General features: G+C 67.6%; 14 protein-coding genes. 10 read left to right on the forward strand and 4 right to left on the reverse strand.

The features are described 5' to 3' along the window. Positions 1-361 precede the first annotated feature (361 nt). The 10 genes from NRP21_RS24830 to NRP21_RS24875 all read left to right on the forward strand — a co-directional run bounded on the left by NRP21_RS24830 (position 362) and on the right by NRP21_RS24875 (position 11,683). Positions 362-1,528 carry a hypothetical protein gene (locus NRP21_RS24830; protein ID WP_257718930.1) on the forward strand — a complete coding sequence of 389 codons (1,167 nt, stop codon included), beginning with the start codon at positions 362-364 and terminating at the stop codon, positions 1,526-1,528. 97 nt (positions 1,529-1,625) lie between these two features. Further along, on the forward strand, positions 1,626-2,462 hold the full coding sequence (locus NRP21_RS24835; protein ID WP_257718931.1) for a hypothetical protein: 837 nt from the start codon (positions 1,626-1,628) through the stop codon (positions 2,460-2,462). Between the two features lie 111 nt (positions 2,463-2,573). Then, positions 2,574-2,813, forward strand: a complete 240-nt coding sequence (locus tag NRP21_RS24840; RefSeq protein ID WP_257718932.1) for a helix-turn-helix transcriptional regulator — start codon at positions 2,574-2,576, stop codon at positions 2,811-2,813. Then, complete coding sequence (locus NRP21_RS24845; protein ID WP_257718933.1) at positions 2,813-3,055, forward strand: hypothetical protein; 243 nt, start codon at positions 2,813-2,815, stop codon at positions 3,053-3,055. The genes NRP21_RS24840 and NRP21_RS24845 overlap by 1 nt, the downstream gene beginning before the upstream one ends. Beyond that, the gene (locus tag NRP21_RS24850) at positions 3,052-5,598 is read left to right on the forward strand and encodes a YfjI family protein (RefSeq protein ID WP_257718934.1); all 2,547 of its coding nucleotides are present in this window, start codon (positions 3,052-3,054) and stop codon (positions 5,596-5,598) included. Before NRP21_RS24845 ends, NRP21_RS24850 begins: the two co-directional genes overlap by 4 nt. A 191-nt stretch (positions 5,599-5,789) precedes the next feature. Further along, a protein-coding gene (locus tag NRP21_RS24855; RefSeq protein ID WP_257718935.1) for an IS5 family transposase occupies positions 5,790-6,562 on the forward strand; the annotation gives its coding sequence in 2 pieces (ribosomal slippage) (positions 5,790-6,108 and positions 6,108-6,562; 774 coding nt in all). 501 nt (positions 6,563-7,063) lie between these two features. Next, entirely contained in the window at positions 7,064-7,477 is a 414-nt protein-coding gene (locus NRP21_RS24860) for a hypothetical protein (RefSeq protein WP_257718936.1), read from the forward strand. Then, positions 7,474-8,745 carry a site-specific DNA-methyltransferase gene (locus NRP21_RS24865; protein WP_257718937.1) on the forward strand — a complete coding sequence of 424 codons (1,272 nt, stop codon included), beginning with the start codon at positions 7,474-7,476 and terminating at the stop codon, positions 8,743-8,745. The genes NRP21_RS24860 and NRP21_RS24865 overlap by 4 nt, the downstream gene beginning before the upstream one ends. Before the next feature lies 1 nt (position 8,746). Then, the gene (locus NRP21_RS24870; RefSeq protein ID WP_257718938.1) at positions 8,747-9,169 is read left to right on the forward strand and encodes a hypothetical protein; all 423 of its coding nucleotides are present in this window, start codon (positions 8,747-8,749) and stop codon (positions 9,167-9,169) included. A 1,281-nt stretch (positions 9,170-10,450) separates the two neighbouring features. Continuing rightward, positions 10,451-11,683, forward strand: a complete 1,233-nt coding sequence (locus NRP21_RS24875) for a hypothetical protein (protein ID WP_257718939.1) — start codon at positions 10,451-10,453, stop codon at positions 11,681-11,683. A 516-nt stretch (positions 11,684-12,199) separates the two neighbouring features. On the opposite strand, the gene NRP21_RS24880 is transcribed toward NRP21_RS24875, so the two are convergent. From NRP21_RS24880 to NRP21_RS24895, 4 genes are all read right to left on the reverse strand, one after another. Beyond that, on the reverse strand, positions 12,200-12,973 hold the full coding sequence (locus NRP21_RS24880; protein WP_257718940.1) for a DUF429 domain-containing protein: 774 nt from the start codon (positions 12,971-12,973) through the stop codon (positions 12,200-12,202). Next, on the reverse strand, positions 12,970-13,680 hold the full coding sequence (locus NRP21_RS28115) for a recombinase family protein (RefSeq protein ID WP_408639661.1): 711 nt from the start codon (positions 13,678-13,680) through the stop codon (positions 12,970-12,972). The genes NRP21_RS24880 and NRP21_RS28115 overlap by 4 nt, the downstream gene beginning before the upstream one ends. Continuing rightward, positions 13,680-14,435: a DUF3489 domain-containing protein gene (locus NRP21_RS24885; RefSeq protein ID WP_257718941.1), complete on the reverse strand. Its 756-nt coding sequence runs from the start codon at positions 14,433-14,435 to the stop codon at positions 13,680-13,682. Before NRP21_RS24885 ends, NRP21_RS28115 begins: the two co-directional genes overlap by 1 nt. A gap of 178 nt (positions 14,436-14,613) precedes the next feature. Beyond that, a partial coding sequence (locus tag NRP21_RS24895; RefSeq protein ID WP_308219935.1) for a calcium-binding protein occupies positions 14,614-17,439 on the reverse strand: 2,826 nt, incomplete at its 5' end.

Below are 17,439 nucleotides of genomic sequence, written 5' to 3' on the forward strand. Positions count from 1 at the left end.
CCGCTCTGTTGAGGCCGGAAGTGTAGCGAACTCTCTCCCCCAACCCGGATCGTCTCGGCGTCTCGCGCGAGATCCTCGGCGGTGTGGGCACGGAGCCGCACCAGCCCCGCCGCGAGCAGGGCGCAGACCTCGCGCAGGTGCGGGGGGAGGTGGAGGTTGGGGGCGGGCTTGGGGGTTTGGCGCTGCATGTTCGACGACCAGGAGTGGATCATCTCCAGCAGTCGAAACAGCAAAAACAGTCGCTTAGTGTAGGGGAGCGAAAACAAAGGTAGAACGAAGTGTTGCGGACTATAATCCCAGCGAATCGGGCGCCTCCTCCGGGGGCCCGATCCTGGTTCCCCCTCGGAGTCCTGCCCCACCCATGCCGACCGTTGCCCAGTTCCTCCGCAGCACGCCGCCCGCAGCTCTTCGCGGCTACTTCGATGCTCTGCAGGCGCCACTGCCACCGGAGCTACCCTGGGATGGTCCAGGGCATGCGATTGTCGCGCCGCTGCTGCAGGCCGTGAACGACCTCGACGATCTCTCCCGCGACAAGGTCCTCAACGACGCTGACCGGGTCGGCGCCATGGCCGACGAGGCCGGCGAGGCAGCCCTCTACTCGGTCACCTCCTCGCGTGCCGTTCTCGACATGTTGGAGAACAGCCACGCCCGCGCCCTCTGGATGTTTCAGCACGACCCCGCGGGCTTCAGTCACGCCGAGGAGGTTCGCTATGCCGACGACAAGCGCTTCGGGCGGCTCTGGGAGGGCTTCGTCCTCCAGCCCGAATGCAGCGTGGCCCGGGAGGGTACGGCCCTCCAGGAGTTCCAGAAGGCCATCGCCGAACGCTTCGAAAGCCGCCACGTCCACGTCGAGATCTGCGACCGTGCCCGCCCCGTCCTCGGCAGCGAGGATGCATCGCTCGTGCAGGTGGCGATCTACCGCGAGGGCCGGGCGGGCGACATCCGCGAGTTCGTGGACGGCAGACTCGACCGCAGGCCCTGGCGCCCAGTGATCGAGGCCGCGCTTACCTATGAGCCGGACACCGGAACCGTGGAGGTTGTCGCGCCCGTTGCCGAGACGCGTGAGGAGTTGGTGCGGATGTTTGCCAGTCACCTGCTCGGCAGCCTGTTCTTGGGCGACCGGCTCCGCGTGCGCCAGTACAGCCTGGAGCGCCTGCGGGAACCCTTCTCCTTTCCCCACGACCCGGAGGATGGCATCGAGGGGGTGCGGGTGAACCTGCTGCGGCTGATGCCGTACGACAGCCAGGGCGAGCGCATCACGCTGGAGTGCCGCCGCGGGTCGGACCGCAGCATCTGGCAGGTGGCCGAGGAGCGACTGCGCGACCAGGGACAGCGGATCGAGAACTACCTCATCGTGCAGACGCAGTTCACCATCAGCTTCCGGGCCACCCCGGGTCGGAGGGGCAAGCGAACCCTGCCCGTGCGCATCTCCATGCCCAAGGGCTGCGACCTGAAGGACCGGACGGACCGCGAGCGGCTGATCGGCGAGAAGTACCTGCGCCGCTGGGGCCTGCTGAGAGATCTCTGAGGTGAGCTGCCCTGCTGAGCTGACCCGGGAGGCGGTTGCGCTCCTTCTAACCCTCCTAGAAGGGCGCGAGCCCTGCCTGTCGGGCGCGGCGGCGGGGATGCAGCCGGGGGAGACAGCCCTCCTTTGCGAGGCCGGTCTGCTGGTCCCAGACGGGCACGAGAACGTCGCGGTGGTGCCGGGCGACGATGACGACGTCCCCGTGTCGCTGTTCTGGTCGGATCGGCTCGGGGGCTTAGCGGCGTTCAGTGCGACGTGTGGCCCTCTCCGGGTTCCGCCTGAGCAGCTCGTGCGGCGGCGGGTCGACGTCGCGGCCGTCCTCGCGAGCATGATGGGAGGCCTCGAACTTCCCTCCTGCTGGCAGCCCATCGAACGGGTGGACGGGCTTGCCTGGGAACTGGGCGAAGTGCGCCTCAACAATGGACCGCAGCGGAACTCGCTCTGGTTCGCTCGCCGCCTCTCGGATCGCGTGGTGCAGAAGCAGGTCAAGGCCGCACTCCTGGCACGTCCGCATCCCCGGCTACGCGTTCTGCTGACGAGCAGCCGAGGCGAGCGCCTCGACGACCTCGAACTGCCTGGGACCTCGGTGGTCCCGATGCGGGACGTGCTTACCACGCCAGATGCTCCCGCCGTCTCGGGCGAGATCCTCGGCGCACGGATCAGCGGCGCGCCGCCCCGCGATGATGGCCGGCCCATCGCGCTGTCTCCGGACGGACGGACACTGACGATCAACGGCAACGAGGTCCTGACCTTCACGGCGCCAGGGCACGTCGCTGCAATCCGGTCGCTGGTCGCGGCATTCGAGGAGGGCCGCGGACTTCCGGTCGGTGAGATCACGCACCTCGGCAGCCCCGACCGTCTCTTTGGCGCAAAACGCTGGAAGGAGTTGTCCCGCTTCCTCAAAAGCCAGGGTGGGCTTTGGCGCCTCGTGCCCTGAGGGTCTTCTGGCGATCCTTCTGGCATCCTTCTGGCATCCTTCTGGGGACTTTCTGGAGCCCCTTCTTCGACCTTCCCCGCAGTCACCAACCGGACTGCGAGGAACAGCACGATGTCCATCACCCTTCTGCACCAGGCCGAACTGGCCCGCCGCTGGCGCGTCTCCCCCCGCACCCTGGAGCGCTGGCGCTGGACCAACCAGGGCCCGGCCTACCTCAAGCTCGGCGGCTCCGTGGCCTACCGCCTGGAGGACGTCCTCGCCTACGAGGCCGCCCAGCGGCGCACCACCAAGGCGCAGGCCGAACAGGCCCTCACCGGGCCTGAGCGCTTTGCCCGTGGGATCGCGGGGTGATGCCGATGCCGGACCGCCCCACCTTCACGCCGGAGGAGCAGGCCGCGCTGCGCATCGCGCTGCTCGCCTTCTTTGCCCGTCTCGGGCTGCAGCCACGCATCAACCCGCGCACCGGCGACCTGCACGTCGACCTCCAGGAGCTCTGTCAGGCCCTCGGCTGCACAGAGGAGGACCTCGCCCGCACGTTCTGCAAGGACGCGCTGACCACGGGCACCCTCGACAGCACGGTGCCGCTGCAGTGAGCGCCGAACAGGCCACCATCTCTCTTGGCCGGACCGAGGCAGACCCAAGGGACCTCTTCGATCGCCCCGTTGCAGTGACCCTGTTCGGGGACTACGCCGCGACCCGAAAGGGCGAGGAGCTGACCACCCTCCGCCACTTGGCTGGGCGGATCGCCTCGACCACCGCATCCACCAAGGCCCAGCTCCCCTGGCTCAAGCTGGCCCGCTTCGGTGAGAGCCGGACCGAGAAGGGCAGCCTGCGCCACGATGCCAATGTGCTGTCCATCTCCGGCATTGAGGCCGATTACGACGGGGAGCGGATGTCCTTCGAGGAGGCGGTGGAGGTCGCGACCAAGGCCGACCTCCTCTGCCTGATCTACACGTCCCCGTCGCACACCACAGCCAGGCCCCGGTGGCGGGTGCTCTGCCCTATCTCGCAGGAGCTGCCGCCCGACCAGCGGTCCCACCTCCTCGGGCGGCTGAACGGACTATTCGCCGGCGTCTTCTCCGGCGAGAGCTGGACACTGTCCCAGGCCTACTACTTCGGGTCAGTCGCTTCGAACCCGGACCACAGGGTCGAGCTCGTGGACGGAACGCCGATCGACCTCCTGGACGAACTCGATGAGACCTGGCGGGGCAAGCCGAACACCCTCTCGGCCAAGGCCCCGGACGGGGCGCCAAGGCAGGGCCCCGTGGATGAGCCGGCCCTTCTGGATGAGATCCGTTCCGGTGCGGCATACCACGCCGCCTCCGTCCGCCTGCTCGGCCGCTGGGCTCGGGACGGCATCCCCTACATGGAAGCGCGGCAGAGGCTGAGGACGGCCATGGAGGAGGTCGGCCCCGCCGACCGTGATCACCGCTGGCAGAACCGCTACGCCGACATCGACCGCTGCCTGGATGGCATCTACGGCAAGGAGGCTGCCGCCAAGGATCGGGGAGAGCGCCCCGCCGCTCCACCTCAGCGGGGCCGGCACCGACCCAGCACGCCGGCGGCGTTGTCGGACCAGGAATGGCCGGAGCCGATCGACTTCCTCGCCGACGACGAGCTGACCGGCGCACCAGAGTTGCGCCCGGAGCACCTGCCGGAGACGCTCTACCCATTCGTCCACGACACCGCGGCCCGCATGGGAGTGGATCCGGCCGGCGTTGCCCTCGCCGCGCTGGTCACCTGCGCCGCAGCGGTCAGCGATCGGTGGTGCATCCAGCCCAAGCGCTTTGACGATACTTGGACCGAGAATCCCCGGCTCTGGGGCGGGCTGGTGGGCGACCCCTCGATCCTGAAATCCCCTGTCATCGCCGCCTGCACCAAGCCGATAGACCGCTTGGAGGCTGAGGCCCGTGAGCGCTTCAGCCAGGCCATGGTCGCCTATCTCGCCGCCCTGGAGGCCTGGAAGGCGGCCAAGAAGTCTGGGAAGGGCGAGCCGGGCGAGGAGCCCCGGCGACCGCGTCTCGACCGATATCTGGTCGAGGGCACCACCGTCGAAGCGCTCTCCGAGGCGCTGCGCGACGACTCTGACGCGAGACAGCGCGCCCCGGCAGGCAAAATCTTGGTGCGGCAGGACGAGATGAGCGAGTGGCTCGCGAGCTTCGACCGTTACCGGTCAGGAGGGACGGGCAGTTCCGACCGCGGCGCCTATCTGCGTCTCTACAATGGTGGGCGCTACACGATCGACCGCATCCTTCGCGGCAGCTTTGCCATCCCGAATTGGTCGGCCTGCTTCATCGGTGGCATCCAGCCCGGCCCTATTCAGAAGGTGGCGCAGAACGCCGAGGAGGACGGCCTGCTGCAGCGCTTCGTCTTCTGCGTGCCCGCGGCCCAGGGTAAGGGGGAGGACAGGCAGCCTGACCGCAAGGCCCTGGAGGGGTACGAGAGCCTGGTCCGCAGGCTTGCGGCACTGCATCCACCGCGCCCGCAGTTTGGGAGCTCCTTCGGCCCTGTGGTGCTGCACGCGGACGCGCATCTCTATCGCGAGGAAAGCAATGAACTGGCCCGAGCCCTCGCCGCTATGCCCGACACCTCCGGCCGGCTTAAGGCGGCTTTTGGTAAGTGGCCGGGCCTTTGGGCGAGGATCGCCCTCCTGTTCCATCTCATCGAGCAGGCCAGCCCGGTGGAGGAAGGGGAGAGCCGGCCGGTAGTGCAGGTGCTCACCGCGGAGACGGCGAGGCGCGCCTCGGCCTACCTGGAGGAGGTTCTCCTGCCGCACCTCTTGCGGGCAGACGCGGTTATGTACACGACGCGGCAGACCGGTCATGCGCGCTGGATCGCGGGGTTCATCCTGGCCAAGCGTCAGGAGCGCGTCGCGATGCGCGACATCGTCCAGGCCTATGGCGCCCTGCGAGCCCCGGAGCGCCGGCGCGAACTGCTCGACGTCATGGAGGGGCTGGTCTCGATGGGCTGGGTGCGCCCTGAGGAGCGGCAGGATCCGACCCGGCCTCCCTCGGCGTGGCACGTCAACCCAGCCTTGCTGACGCGCTTTGCCGAGCGCGGGGAGGCCGAGCGGCTGCGACGCAAGGAGCTGCGCGAAGAAGTCGGCGAGATCATCCGGTCCCGCCGGCGCGCGTGATGGGGGATGCTGCAAATGTTGCTGGTGCCGCTGCAGACCGCACCTCGTGAACAGCTGCACCGACATCCTTCAGTGTCGCCGTTGATCCCTGACGCGCTTGAGCTAAGGTCGCCTTCCCTGCGCTGCTAGAGCCTGTTAGCGCCTGAATCCTCGTCCACGTGCCTGCGTTCTCTGGCTTTCTGGAGAACGGGATGGCGCTGACGGATGAGCAGTGGGCGGTGCTGGAGCCTCTTGTCGAGGCCTGCCGCCCGCACGCCAAGGTGCCACCTCAGCACCTGCGCCGGACCATCGGGGCCATTCTCTGGCGGCACGACAACGGCGCGAAGTGGCGGGCCCTGCCGGTGGAGGAGGGGCCCTGGTGGATGGCCGCACAGACCTTCATACGCTGGTCGCGCCTGGGCGTCTGGGAACGCCTGCTGAGCATGGCGCAGGACCGGGGCATCGGGCTCGGCATGACCTTCCTCGACGGCACCTCCGTGCGGGCACACGCCAAGGCCACCGGGGCGGCCAAAAAGGCGCGACTGCGACGGAGCGGGATGAGCGTGAGGCGCTTGGTCGCTCTCGTGGCGGCTTCGGCACCAAGGTCTGCGTGATCGCGGACAGCGCAGGCCGCGCCGTTGCCTTCTCACTGACGCCAGGGCAAGCGCACGAACTGCCCCACGCCGTGCCCCTCCTCGCCACGCTTCCCGGCGTGCCGCTCTGGGTGGTGGGCGACCGCGGCTACTCCAGCCATGCCTTCCGCCAGCACGTCTGGGACCTCGGCGCACGGCCCGCCATCCCGACGAAGCGGAATGAGGCCCCGGTCGCCTGCCCCGACTGGATCTACAACAACCGCAACCGCGTCGAACGCCTCTGGGCCAGGCTCAAGGAGTGGCGCGCCGTCGCCACACGTTACGAGAAGACCGCATCCAGCTTCCTCGGCGTCCTCCACCTCGCCGCCGCCCTCGACTGGCTCAAGCACTAACAGGCCCTAGTCCGTTATGGCGGCACGATGTTGCAAATGTTGCTACGCACGCGCGAGACATTGCATCATTGCACCCCTCCCCTCCCTCTTTCAATGTCCGCACCTCTCTCCGTCGCTCCACGCGCGCAAGCAACAAATGCAACATCAAGCAGTCTTGGGGGATAGGGTCAGGTCGTCCTACCGCGGCACATTGATCGTGTAGTGAGGAAGAACGGGCCGGCGAGGCACGGGCGGGTGCCTACAAGCCGGCCCTCACCACCGACCGGCTTGGAGGAGCGATCGGCGGCTTCGCGGGGTGTAGCGCGTGAACGCTGGCAGCGCCAATCACGCCGGATAGGCTTAGCATCGCGGGAAGATCGCAAACAAAGGAAGCGCCGCGAAAACCTGTCGTGTCGCTTTCGCATAGGCGCGTTTGGTATCCTGCAGCGTGCTCCCGAGGAGGCGCGCCATGCCCGAGAGAACCCGCGCCGTGCTCCCGCCCTACAAGGGACACCGCCCCTGATGGCACCCCCGCGCTACACGCCCACTGAGGAGCAGCGCCGGGTGGTCAAGACCATGGCCGCCTACGGCATCCCGCAGGACGCGATCGCCAAGGTCGTCCACTGCTCCGAGCCGACCCTGCGCCGCGCCTATCGCTTCGAGCTCGACACCGCCGTGCACGAGGCCAATGCCCGGGTCGCACAGTGCCTCTACCAGCAGGCCACCACGCCCGGGAACGTCGCCGCCAGCATCTTCTGGCTCAAGGCGCGTGCAGGGTGGCGCGAGAAGCAGATCCACGAGGTGAGCGGCCCCGACGGCAAGCCGATCGAGCCGGTGCAGATCAACGTCATCCAGCGGCGCATCGTCGATCCTAACCCGGACGGCACACCCCTGCCCGTGTCCGATTGCCGCCTCATCGAGGGACGCCGTGGATGACCGCGACGCCCGCGCCGATCTTTCCCCCTTACAAACCGCTTCCCGTCGCCGAGCTGATCCCCTACGCCCGGAACGCCAGGACCCACTCGCCCGCCCAGGTCGCCCAGATCGCGGCCAGCATCCGTGAGTTCGGCTGGACGAACCCGGTCCTGGTCGACGGCGAGCGGGGCGTCATTGCCGGGCACGGCAGGCTGCTCGCCGCGCGCCAGCTCGGCATGACCGAGGTGCCGACGCTGGAGCTGTCCCATCTCACCCCCGCCCAGCGACGGGCCTACGTGCTGGCCGACAACCGCCTCGCGCTGTCTGCCGGGTGGGACGAGGATCTGCTCCGGGTGGAGTTGGCCGAGTTGGGCGCGGACGGGTTCGACCTGGCGCTCACCGGGTTCGAGCCGGACGAGATCGCCGGGTTCCTGGCCGAGCCGATCTCGGGGCTCACTGACCCGGACGACGTGCCGGAGGCCCCTGCCCAGCCCGTATCCACCGTGGGTGACATATGGCTGCTCGGCCGCCACCGCCTGGTCTGCGGGGACTGTACCGACCCTGTGGTGGTCGAGGCCGCACTGGGTGGCGTCCGACCGCATCTTATGGTCACCGACCCGCCCTACGGGGTCGAGTACGACCCCTCCTGGCGCAACGAGGCCCTGGAGGGAAGCAAAACCCAGCGCACGGGCAAGGTGCTGAACGACCACCGGGCCGACTGGCGCGAGGCCTGGGCCCTGTTCCCGGGCGATGTGGCCTATGTCTGGCACGGGGCGCTGCACGCCGGGACAGTGGCGGACAGCCTCACCGCGTGCGGGTTCGAGATCCGCGCCCAGATCATCTGGGCCAAGGAGCGGCTGGTGCTAGGCCGGGGCCACTACCACTGGCAGCACGAGCCGGCTTGGTACGCCGTGCGGGCCAGCGCCAAGGGCCACTGGTCCGGGGACCGCAAGCAGACCACCCTCTGGTCCATCCCCAGCCGCGACCAGGACACTGACACCGTCCACGGCACGCAGAAGCCGGTCGAGTGCATGCGCCGGCCGATCGAGAATAACTCCTCCCCAGGGCAGGCCGTGTACGAGCCCTTCTCCGGCTCAGGCACCACCCTGATCGCCGCCGAGATGTCCAGGCGCGCCTGCCACGCGGTTGAGCTGTCGCCGGCCTACGTCGATGTGGCGGTGCTCCGCTGGCAGGCCTTCACGGGCCAGGAGGCGCGGCTGGAGGGCGATGGGGGCACCTTTGCCCAGGTCCGGGCCGAGCGGGCCACCCTGGTGCCTGAGGGCGCCTGAGATGCCCCAGGGCCACGCCTTCGAGGCGACCGACGACCAGCGCCGGACGGTGCGGGCCATGTCCGGCTACGGGGTGCCGCACGACAACATCGCCACCCTGCTGCGGATCGACCCGAAGACGCTCCGGAAGCACTTCCGCTGGGAGCTCGACAGCGGCTCGATCGAGGCCACCGCCAAGGTGGGCCAGAGCCTCTATCGCATGGCCACCGAGGGTGGGTCGGTGGCGGCCGCGATCTTCTGGATGAAGGCGAGAGCCGGCTGGCGGGAGAAGCACGACGTGACCGTCCAGGCCGAGATGGCCGACCCGGACGGCGCGCGCCACCGCATTGCCAAGCGCATCGAGGCGCTTGTGCCGAGGCTGCCCGACGATCCGGTCGAGGCCTCGCGCGTCTACCAGCACCTCATCCAGGGAAAGGCCGAGTGAGCAGGGGTGTTCAACACCGACCAACGACCGTTGCTCGGTGGTGAACAGGCCCTCAGCTCGGAGATCGTCGCTGCGCCTCAGCCCTGGACCTTGGCAGCACGAGGCAGATCACCCAGTCTATCCTGATGGCGAATCGTCTAACTGTTCGTGGATCCGAGCCCGCGAGCGTCTTCGGCCTTCTCGGCGCTGATGAGAACGCGGCCACTTTCGCGTTGGGCTGGACGTTAGCGAACAGCAGGACGCTGGCTGACGGCTTGCTCAAACACCTCGGCTTGGCAATCGGACCTGAGGACATCCTCATCGAGCTCCAGCGGCATGGAGAGCAGGACCGAGGCTACACGGACATCGAGCTGCGATCGCCGAACCGGTGGCATATCATTATCGAAGCGAAGCACGGCTGGGATCCACCATCACAGGACCAGCTCACGCGGTACGCCAACCGCGTGCAGGGCAGCATCGAACAGCGGCTCGTGTCATTGTCGGCGGCAGCCACTCCCTATGCCTCACTTCTATTACCATCAGCTGTTTTGGGCGTCCCCGTATCTCACCTCTCGTGGGGGGAAGTACGTCGGCTTGTCGGGCAGGCAGCTGCCGCCGCGAGTGGCTCGCGTGAGCGCTTATGGTTGAACGAACTTGACCAGCACCTTGGGGGATACGTGGCTGACCAGCGGATCGATAGCAACCTCGTCTACGTCGTCTCCCTTTCGCACGGGAGTTTGGCACAAGGTTACAGATGGATCGATGTAGTTGAGCAGAGCGACAGCTACTTCCATCCCTACGGGGCGGGCACAGGATGGCCAGTGACGCCTCCGAACTACCTCGGCTTTCGATATGACGGCCGCCTACAGTATGTCCGCCATGTTGATAGCCACGAGGTCGTGCCAGCTTTGGGTAGCGCTGACCCACGCTGGTCGGATGTCGAGGGCACTCACATTCTGTACCGGCTTGGTCCGCCGATGAGGCCAGCCCGAGAAATCCGAACAGGAAGGATCTTCCGAGCCGCTCGGGTCACCTGCGCAATCGACACGCTTCTCTCAGGCCAATACGACACAGTCAGCGCAGCTCGCGATGCAACGCTATGCCGGCGCAAATAGCGGAACTGAGCTTACAAATGCTCTACCTGCTGCACAGCCCGGCTTCGTGGTGGATGCGTGTACTGCAGGGACATTGCCTTTCTCCCCGGTCCACATTCGCGCCGCTCCTGCGTTGAAGGCCCGATGACCGGCAGCAGTTATCTTCTTTCTTCTAATCGCCGCAGGCACATAGGACTGGAGTTGCTCAATGAACCGCCAGCACACAACTCCGATTCTGCTGCCAGCCAGCACCGGCATAGCAGTGCCCCTCGCCGTGCTTGACCAGCGGACTAGCGGCAGTGGCGTAACTGAAGCGACCATTCAGGACCTCGTTTATTCGCATCCCACATGCCTGCCGATTAGCGAGATTGACCCGATGTTCGAAGGGCCGGTCTCAATCTGCACGGAGCTAAATACGCCGGCTGGGCCGATAGACGTCTTCATGATCACGCCCTCGGGCTTGCCTGTCATCGTCGAGTGCAAGCTTTGGCGCAACCCCGAGGGCCGGAGAGAGGTGGTCGGGCAAATACTCGACTATGCCAAGGAACTGAGCCGCTGGTCGTCGTCAGACCTCCAGCGCGAGGTGAGCCGTCGTGTTGGTCAACAAGGCAATCCGCTTCTGGCGAGGGTGCGGGAAGCGGCGCCCAATACCGAGGAGGTCAGGTTCAACGACGCCGTCACTCAAAATCTTCGGCGAGGCCGCTTTCTGCTGCTGATTGTCGGAGACGGGATCAGAGAAGGTGTCGAAGCGATTGCTGAATACCTTCAAGCGCACGCGGGTCTGCACTTCTCCCTAGGCTTGGTGGAGCTGCCCATTTATGCCCTTCCTGACGGCAGCCGTCTTGTGGCTCCACGCGTCTTGGCCCGCACCCAAGTCTTGAGGCGCACAGTCATAGCCTTGCCCGAGGGATATGCGCTTCAGGAACAACAGGCGCCAAGCCCGACCGACATAGACCCCGAAACCGATGCTCTCGCGAATGAGCGACTGAAGTTCTGGACTGAGTTCCTGACCTTCCTGCGGCTCGATGATCCAGAGCAGGCGACGCCGCGTCCGTCACGACAGGGTTACATCACGCTTTCACTTCCCGCTCCGGCCGGCACGAGCTGGTTAACCGTCTACCGCGACCTTCATCGCGACGAGGTGGGTGTTTTCCTTTCGTCGTCCCGCAACAGCGCGGGCGAGTACGCCATGCGCGCGATTGCGGAAGACTGGTCGGCGGTTGAGCACGAGCTTGGCGGCACAGCGAAACTCTCCGAGAAGGACGGCAGACCACGGATTGCGGATGCCCTCGTTGCCGCGCCCCTTACTGACCCCGAGAAGCGCCGCGCCGCATTCTCGTGGCTCGCTCAACGAGTGAACACCTTCGTCAATGTCATGCGGCCCCGAGTACGCTCCGCGGTGGTTAGTTACCAGGCTCCGGGTGGTGAGCCTACGAGCTAAGCGGCTGCCAGCAGGAGGATCCGCGCTACCGTCGTGTGTGTCGAGACACCGGCTCCTGACGGCGTTGGCACCCCGCGCTCTTTCGACATGCGCGCCAGCACGGCCCAGCACTAATACCTTCTGCCCGAAGTGCACTACTTTCTAGCGCGAGCTGGCGCGCCTTCCGGGTCGCCTGCTCCGCGCGTGCCCGGGTCGCTGCCTCAGCACAGACCGGCAACGGAGGCCTCTATCCCCCGCCCCGCACCCAACACGGCCCATCTCGCCCGTGCAGCCACCCCCTATCCCGGGTCCGCTCCGAGATCAGCTTCCGCTCCTCGGGCGCCATCGCTGCGTAGCCCCGCATCATCAGGTTATCCGCGCCGGGCATGTCCGCGCCGTGGATGGTGGGCCCGAGTGTGAGCGCGCGGGCAAACGCACGGACCCTCAGGCCAGTCCGATCGCGGGCTGGGATACGTGGACCGGCAGAGCCGACCCAAGCTACGCGCCAGCTAGGCGCAGTGGCCGCGGCAAATGCAGCTAGAACCAGATGCGCATCGAGTAATCTGGCCCGCTCGCGCCAAGGGGGAAGCAGTCTGCTTCTCCCTTGGAACGACGCCAAGCTGTCCAGGCTGCCGCACACGCGTCCAGGGCATCGTCTGTCACTGCACCCGCCTGCTTGGCATCGGTCTCAAACACATGAAGACCGACAAAGCCCGCTGCTGTCAGGAGTTGCCGCCGCTCATCCTTGCCTAGGGATCGCTTCTTTGCATGTGCGAGCGGCTGCCCTGCCATCGCCCGAAAGCAGACCTCGGGGTGTACCTCAATGGTACGCTCTCGAAGCCAGGACGATGCTGCAAGAGCCTGCTCGGCTTCCCTCAACTTGGGAAAGAGCGCGACTGCCTGCTTCGAAAGCCCCGGAGCGTCTGGTCCGCTCGCCCGGTTGAGCCGGTTCGCTTCCTCATAGTCTCGACTGAACAAGGCGCCCTGAGCCGGCGGTGAGAAGACCGAGGAGGCGCGGGGGCCGATGAAACGCCGCGCGTGCTGGTCACAGGGGCGCCCACCGGGGCTGGCCGCAGCTTGAAGGCCGAGCGGGATATCGATCGCGATCACATCAACATCTGGCTGCAGTCTCTCCTCGGCCATGCGAAGAGAGGGCAGGAACGCAGCGTGCGGTGAACTGCCGGGGCCAGCCCAAATGCAGCCGATCCACCCTGCGCGGCACCCATCGAATCCGACAACATTCGTGCGGTTCTTCTGCGCCTCAGCTTCGCCGAGCAGACCCCGCCTCAACCGCAGCCAGAATCCGCTCAACCTGATGCTCTCCGAGCCAGCAACCGTGCAACAGTCGTGTGGGTCCAGGTTGCACTCCCGCGCGGTGTCGGGACACCTCGCGCCATCAGCGCCCTCGCAAGCCCCTGATGGGTAGCAATGCCGTTAGCCCGGAGATCGTCAAGTTCAAGAGCCAGCCGGTGTGCCGTCCGCGTGGCTTGCTCCGCCCGGAAACTGGCCGCAGCCGCCGCACAGGGCGGCGACGGCGGCCGCCACCTCCTATCTCCTCCCAGCACAGCTCCCCTCGCCCGTGCCGCGGCCAGCGCCGCACGAGTCCGCTCCGAGATCAGCTCCCGCTCCTTCTGAGCCATGGCCGCGTAGACCCGCATCATCAGATCGTCCGCGCCGGGCATGTCAGCCGCCCGGATTGAGATGCCCTCCTCCAGTAGGCCCGAGAGGGTGTGGGCGCGCCGAGTGATCCGATCGAGGCGGGCGGCGACCAGCACCGCCCCGAGCTGCCGGCAGCGGGTTAGCGCGGCCTGGAACCCCGGCCGCCGATCGTCCTTGCCGGACGCGATGTCCTGGTGCTCTACGACCAGGGTCCATCCTTCGCGTTCGACGAAGGCTCGAACGCTGGCCTGTTGCGCCTCGAGCCCCAGGCCCGAGTGCCCCTGCTCGGCCGTGGAGACGCGGTAGAGGGCGACGGCGTAGCGGGGCTGGGCGGGAGAGCGGTAAAGTCGAGGGCCCATCAGCCCTGCTCCCCAGTGCCGATGCGGTAGATCGAGTAGCTGCCCTTGGCGCCCTGCGAGCCCGGTCCGACCTGGCGCACCCGTTCCAGCACCTCGACCGCTTGGCCCTTCTTCTTAAGCCCGGCCAGGAAGCCCCGGACGGTGTGTTGGGCCCAGCCGGTGGCCTCGGTCACCTGAGCGATCGTGGCGCCCTCCTTCCGGCGCAGGAGCGTGAGGACGGCCTGCTGCTTGGTGCCGTCACGTGGGGTGCATGGTGCGGAGGGGTCGCGAGGTGGGCGGGTTGCCCTACCACGCCTCAGGGCCGCCCTGAGCGCCTCCATTGAAGCAGGCAGGGCCGGACGCTCCAGGCCGGCATCCCAGGCCACCAGCAGGGCGGTGGCGGCGTCTCGAAGCGAGGTGCGGCTCTGTGGGGCAGCAGGCGCGACGGGCGGCTCCTGGCCTCCCTGGGCAGCGGTAATGCCCGGCTGCCCCTCTCCGCCCTCCTGTGCGCCCACGCCGGCCTCTCTGGCCGGCTCCGTCGTGCAGGACGCGCCCACCGCCGCCAGCCCGGCTGCGGTGATCCGCAGCACCATTGCCGTGCCATCGCCAGTTGCCGGCACCTCCTCCACCAGCCCCGCCTTGAGCATGGCCTGAAACACTGCGTTCCGCGCAGCCACGGGCAGGTTGAGTGGCGCCTCGGCCAGCTGCGCCGGGTGGTGGGCGGCAGCGGCGAGGATTTGTGCCTGTGTGGGGGAAAGCGGCTTGGTCGGGGTCATGGTCAGGTCCTTGGGTCGGACCCGACCAGCCGGGTCCTACGACCCATAGCCCTGACGAAACGCGGTCAGGGTGGCGCGAGAGGATGTTGGTTCCACTCGCGCCACCAATGCTTCGCTCTGTTCTGAGCAGAAGCCAAGCGCCAGGAGGCGGTATTCTCCTGGTGCCCGGCCCTCTTCGTCACGCCACGAAGAGGAAGTCGCTCGCGGAGATGGGCGCGGCGTTGGACAGGCGGGCGATCTGGACCGCTGCCGTCCCGCCCGCGCCATCCGCGTCCCAGAAGAGCCCGCCCGCGCCGCCGCCCGCGGTGTCGTAGAGCAGCACGCCGCCCGGCCCGCTCGCGACGGGGGCGGCATTGGCGATCAGCGCCGGCGTGGCGCCGGAGGCGATCCCGAAGGCGCCCCGCGAGATCACCACCTTGTCCATCCCGGCCTCGAAGTCGATGATCCGGTCCACCGCCGAGGCGTTCGGGGCCACGTCGAAGACGAACTGGTCCGCCCCCGTGCCGCCGATCAGGTCGTCCGACCCCGCACCGCCCGAGAGCGTGTCGTTGCCGTCACCCCCCTCCAGCCGGTCATTGCCGCCCTTGCCGTAGAGCCGATCGCTGCCACCCAGGCCGGACAGGGTGTTCGCGCCGGAGGTGCCCCAGTAGGCGTCGCTGCCGCTCGCCGAGCCGGTGATGTTCTCCACCGAAAGCAGCACCGTGCCCGTCGCGGCATAGGCGTTGGCCTGCGCCACCCCTTTCTCGTCCGTGCCGTCGAGGTAGATCCAGGAGCGGGAGTTCACCTTCGCCATGCTCAGCGTGTCCGTCCCCTCCCCGCCATCCAGCCAGTCGCCCGCGTCCAGCCCGACGAAGGTGTCGTTCCCCGATCCGCCCAGCAGCGTGTCCGCGCCGCGCCCGCCCATCAGCGTGTCGTTCCCGTCCAGGCCCTGGATCAAGTTCGCCCCGTCATTGCCAGTGAGGACGTTGTTGAGCCCGTTGCCCATGCCCGTGAGCGCGGCCGTGCCGGTCAGGGTCAGGTTCTCGACATAGGCGCCGAGGGTGAAGCTGACGGAGGCCTTGACCAGGTCCAGCCCGCCCGCATCCAGGCCGGCGGTGGTCTCGGTCACGGTGTCGCCAAGGTTGTCCACGAGGTAGGTGTCGTCGGCCGCGCCGCCAGCCAGCCAGTCCGCCCCGAGCCCGCCGTCCAGCGTGTCGTTCCCGGCATCGCCCTGCAGGGTATCCGCCCCGTCCAGCCCGAAGAGGCGATCGTTCCCGCCGCCGCCAATCAGGGTGTTCGCACCCGCCGTACCGGTGAAGTTGTCAGCGAAGGCGCCGCCCAGCACGTTCTCGACGTTCAGCACCACGTCGCGCCCCTGGTCGGTGACAAGGGTCTGGACCGCCGTCTTGCCCAGGTTCACCACGGCCACGCCGGTCGCCGCCGAGAGATCCAGCCAGTCGCTCCCGTCACCGCCATCCAGCGTGTCATTGCCGGTACCACCGATTAGGGTGTCGTCGCCGGCACCGCCTCGTAGCATGTCGGCACCTTCATCGCCGGACAGGGTGTCGTCTCCATCCCCGCCATCGAGCGTGTCTTGGCCGGCCAAGCCGGTGAGCACGTCGTCGCTGCTACCACCGACGAGGTAATCGTTACCGCTTGTGGCTGTTGAGCTTTGACCAACTCCCGTGGGCGAGAAGCTCGGTTCGAAGTTGGCGACGGTCAGGTTGGCTTTGCGCACCCCGTTCAGCTGCAGGAGGGTCGTCCAACCCTCGGAGACCGTAACCTCCTGGTACTCGGTTCCCGCCGCGTTGAGCCGCCACTCCTTGCGCGAGCCGGTCGGGCCGTCGCCGTCCACCTGGAGCAGCGTCACGTCCGCGACACCGTCCCCGTTGGTGTCCTGCTCGACCAGGCGCAGGTAGCCCGTCGTGAAGGGGTTGCTGCCGGACTGGTAGCCCTGCAGGGAGCCCAGGACCTGGTTCAGGTTGATCAGGTCGCCCCCGGCACCGGCCTGGAAGTCGCTCACAAGGTCGGCGACGAAGTTCTGGCCCAGCTGCCAGTACAGCTCGAACACGTCCTGGCCGGTACCGCCCTTGAGGGTGTCCTTGCCGCTCCCGTAGGAGACGTACTGGAAGGTGTCGGCCCCGTCGCCACCATCGGCGGTGTTGGCGCCCTGGTAGTCCCCGAACACGTCGTCGCCCGCCCCGCCGATCAGGGCATCATCCCCGGCGTCACCCTGCAGCGTGTCGTTCCCGGCACCGCCCTCCAGCTGGTCGTTGCCGACGCCCCCGCTCAGCCAGTCGTGGCCGTTGCCGCCTTGGAGCGTGTCATTGCTCAGAGTGCCGGAAAGGTTGTCGTCACCCGCTGTCCCGACAAGCTTCACACCGGCTCCCGTGGGCGAGAAGCTCGGTTCGAAGTTGGCGACGGTCAGGTTGGCTTTGCGCACCCCGTTCAGCTGCAGGAGGGTCGTCCAACCCTCGGAGACCGTAACCTCCTGGTACTCGGTTCCCGCCGCGTTGAGCCGCCACTCCTTGCGCGAGCCGGTCGGGCCGTCGCCGTCCACCTGGAGCAGCGTCACGTCCGCGACACCGTCCCCGTTGGTGTCCTGCTCGACCAGGCGCAGGTAGCCCGTCGTGAAGGGGTTGCTGCCGGACTGGTAGCCCTGCAGGGAGCCCAGGACCTGGTTCAGGTTGATCAGGTCGCCCCCGGCACCGGCCTGGAAGTCGCTCACAAGGTCGGCGACGAAGTTCTGGCCCAGCTGCCAGTACAGCTCGAACACGTCCTGGCCGGTACCGCCCTTGAGGGTGTCCTTGCCGCTCCCGTAGGAGACGTACTGGAAGGTGTCGGCCCCGTCGCCACCATCGGCGGTGTTGGCGCCCTGGTAGTCCCCGAACACGTCGTCGCCCGCCCCGCCGATCAGGGCATCATCCCCGGCGTCACCCTGCAGCGTGTCGTTCCCGGCACCGCCCTCCAGCTGGTCGTTGCCGACGCCCCCGCTCAGCCAGTCGTGGCCGTTGCCGCCTTGGAG

This window comes from Roseomonas populi (genome assembly GCF_024594815.1).
Lineage (GTDB): Bacteria > Pseudomonadota > Alphaproteobacteria > Acetobacterales > Acetobacteraceae > Roseomonas > Roseomonas populi.

Bases quoted from the DNA above. Each gene is read 5' to 3' on its own strand.
- NRP21_RS24865 (WP_257718937.1), top strand. From the start codon at position 7,474: ATGACCGCGACGCCCGCGCCGATCTTTCCCCCTTACAAACCGCTTCCC.
- NRP21_RS24885 (WP_257718941.1), bottom strand. From the start codon at position 14,435: ATGACCCCGACCAAGCCGCTTTCCCCCACACAGGCACAAATCCTCGCC.
- NRP21_RS24845 (WP_257718933.1), top strand. From the start codon at position 2,813: ATGCCGATGCCGGACCGCCCCACCTTCACGCCGGAGGAGCAGGCCGCG.
- NRP21_RS24835 (WP_257718931.1), top strand. From the start codon at position 1,626: ATGCAGCCGGGGGAGACAGCCCTCCTTTGCGAGGCCGGTCTGCTGGTC.
- NRP21_RS24870 (WP_257718938.1), top strand. From the start codon at position 8,747: ATGCCCCAGGGCCACGCCTTCGAGGCGACCGACGACCAGCGCCGGACG.
- NRP21_RS24860 (WP_257718936.1), top strand. From the start codon at position 7,064: ATGGCACCCCCGCGCTACACGCCCACTGAGGAGCAGCGCCGGGTGGTC.
- NRP21_RS24840 (WP_257718932.1), top strand. From the start codon at position 2,574: ATGTCCATCACCCTTCTGCACCAGGCCGAACTGGCCCGCCGCTGGCGC.
- NRP21_RS24875 (WP_257718939.1), top strand. From the start codon at position 10,451: ATGAACCGCCAGCACACAACTCCGATTCTGCTGCCAGCCAGCACCGGC.
- NRP21_RS24830 (WP_257718930.1), top strand. From the start codon at position 362: ATGCCGACCGTTGCCCAGTTCCTCCGCAGCACGCCGCCCGCAGCTCTT.
- NRP21_RS28115 (WP_408639661.1), bottom strand. From the start codon at position 13,680: ATGGGCCCTCGACTTTACCGCTCTCCCGCCCAGCCCCGCTACGCCGTC.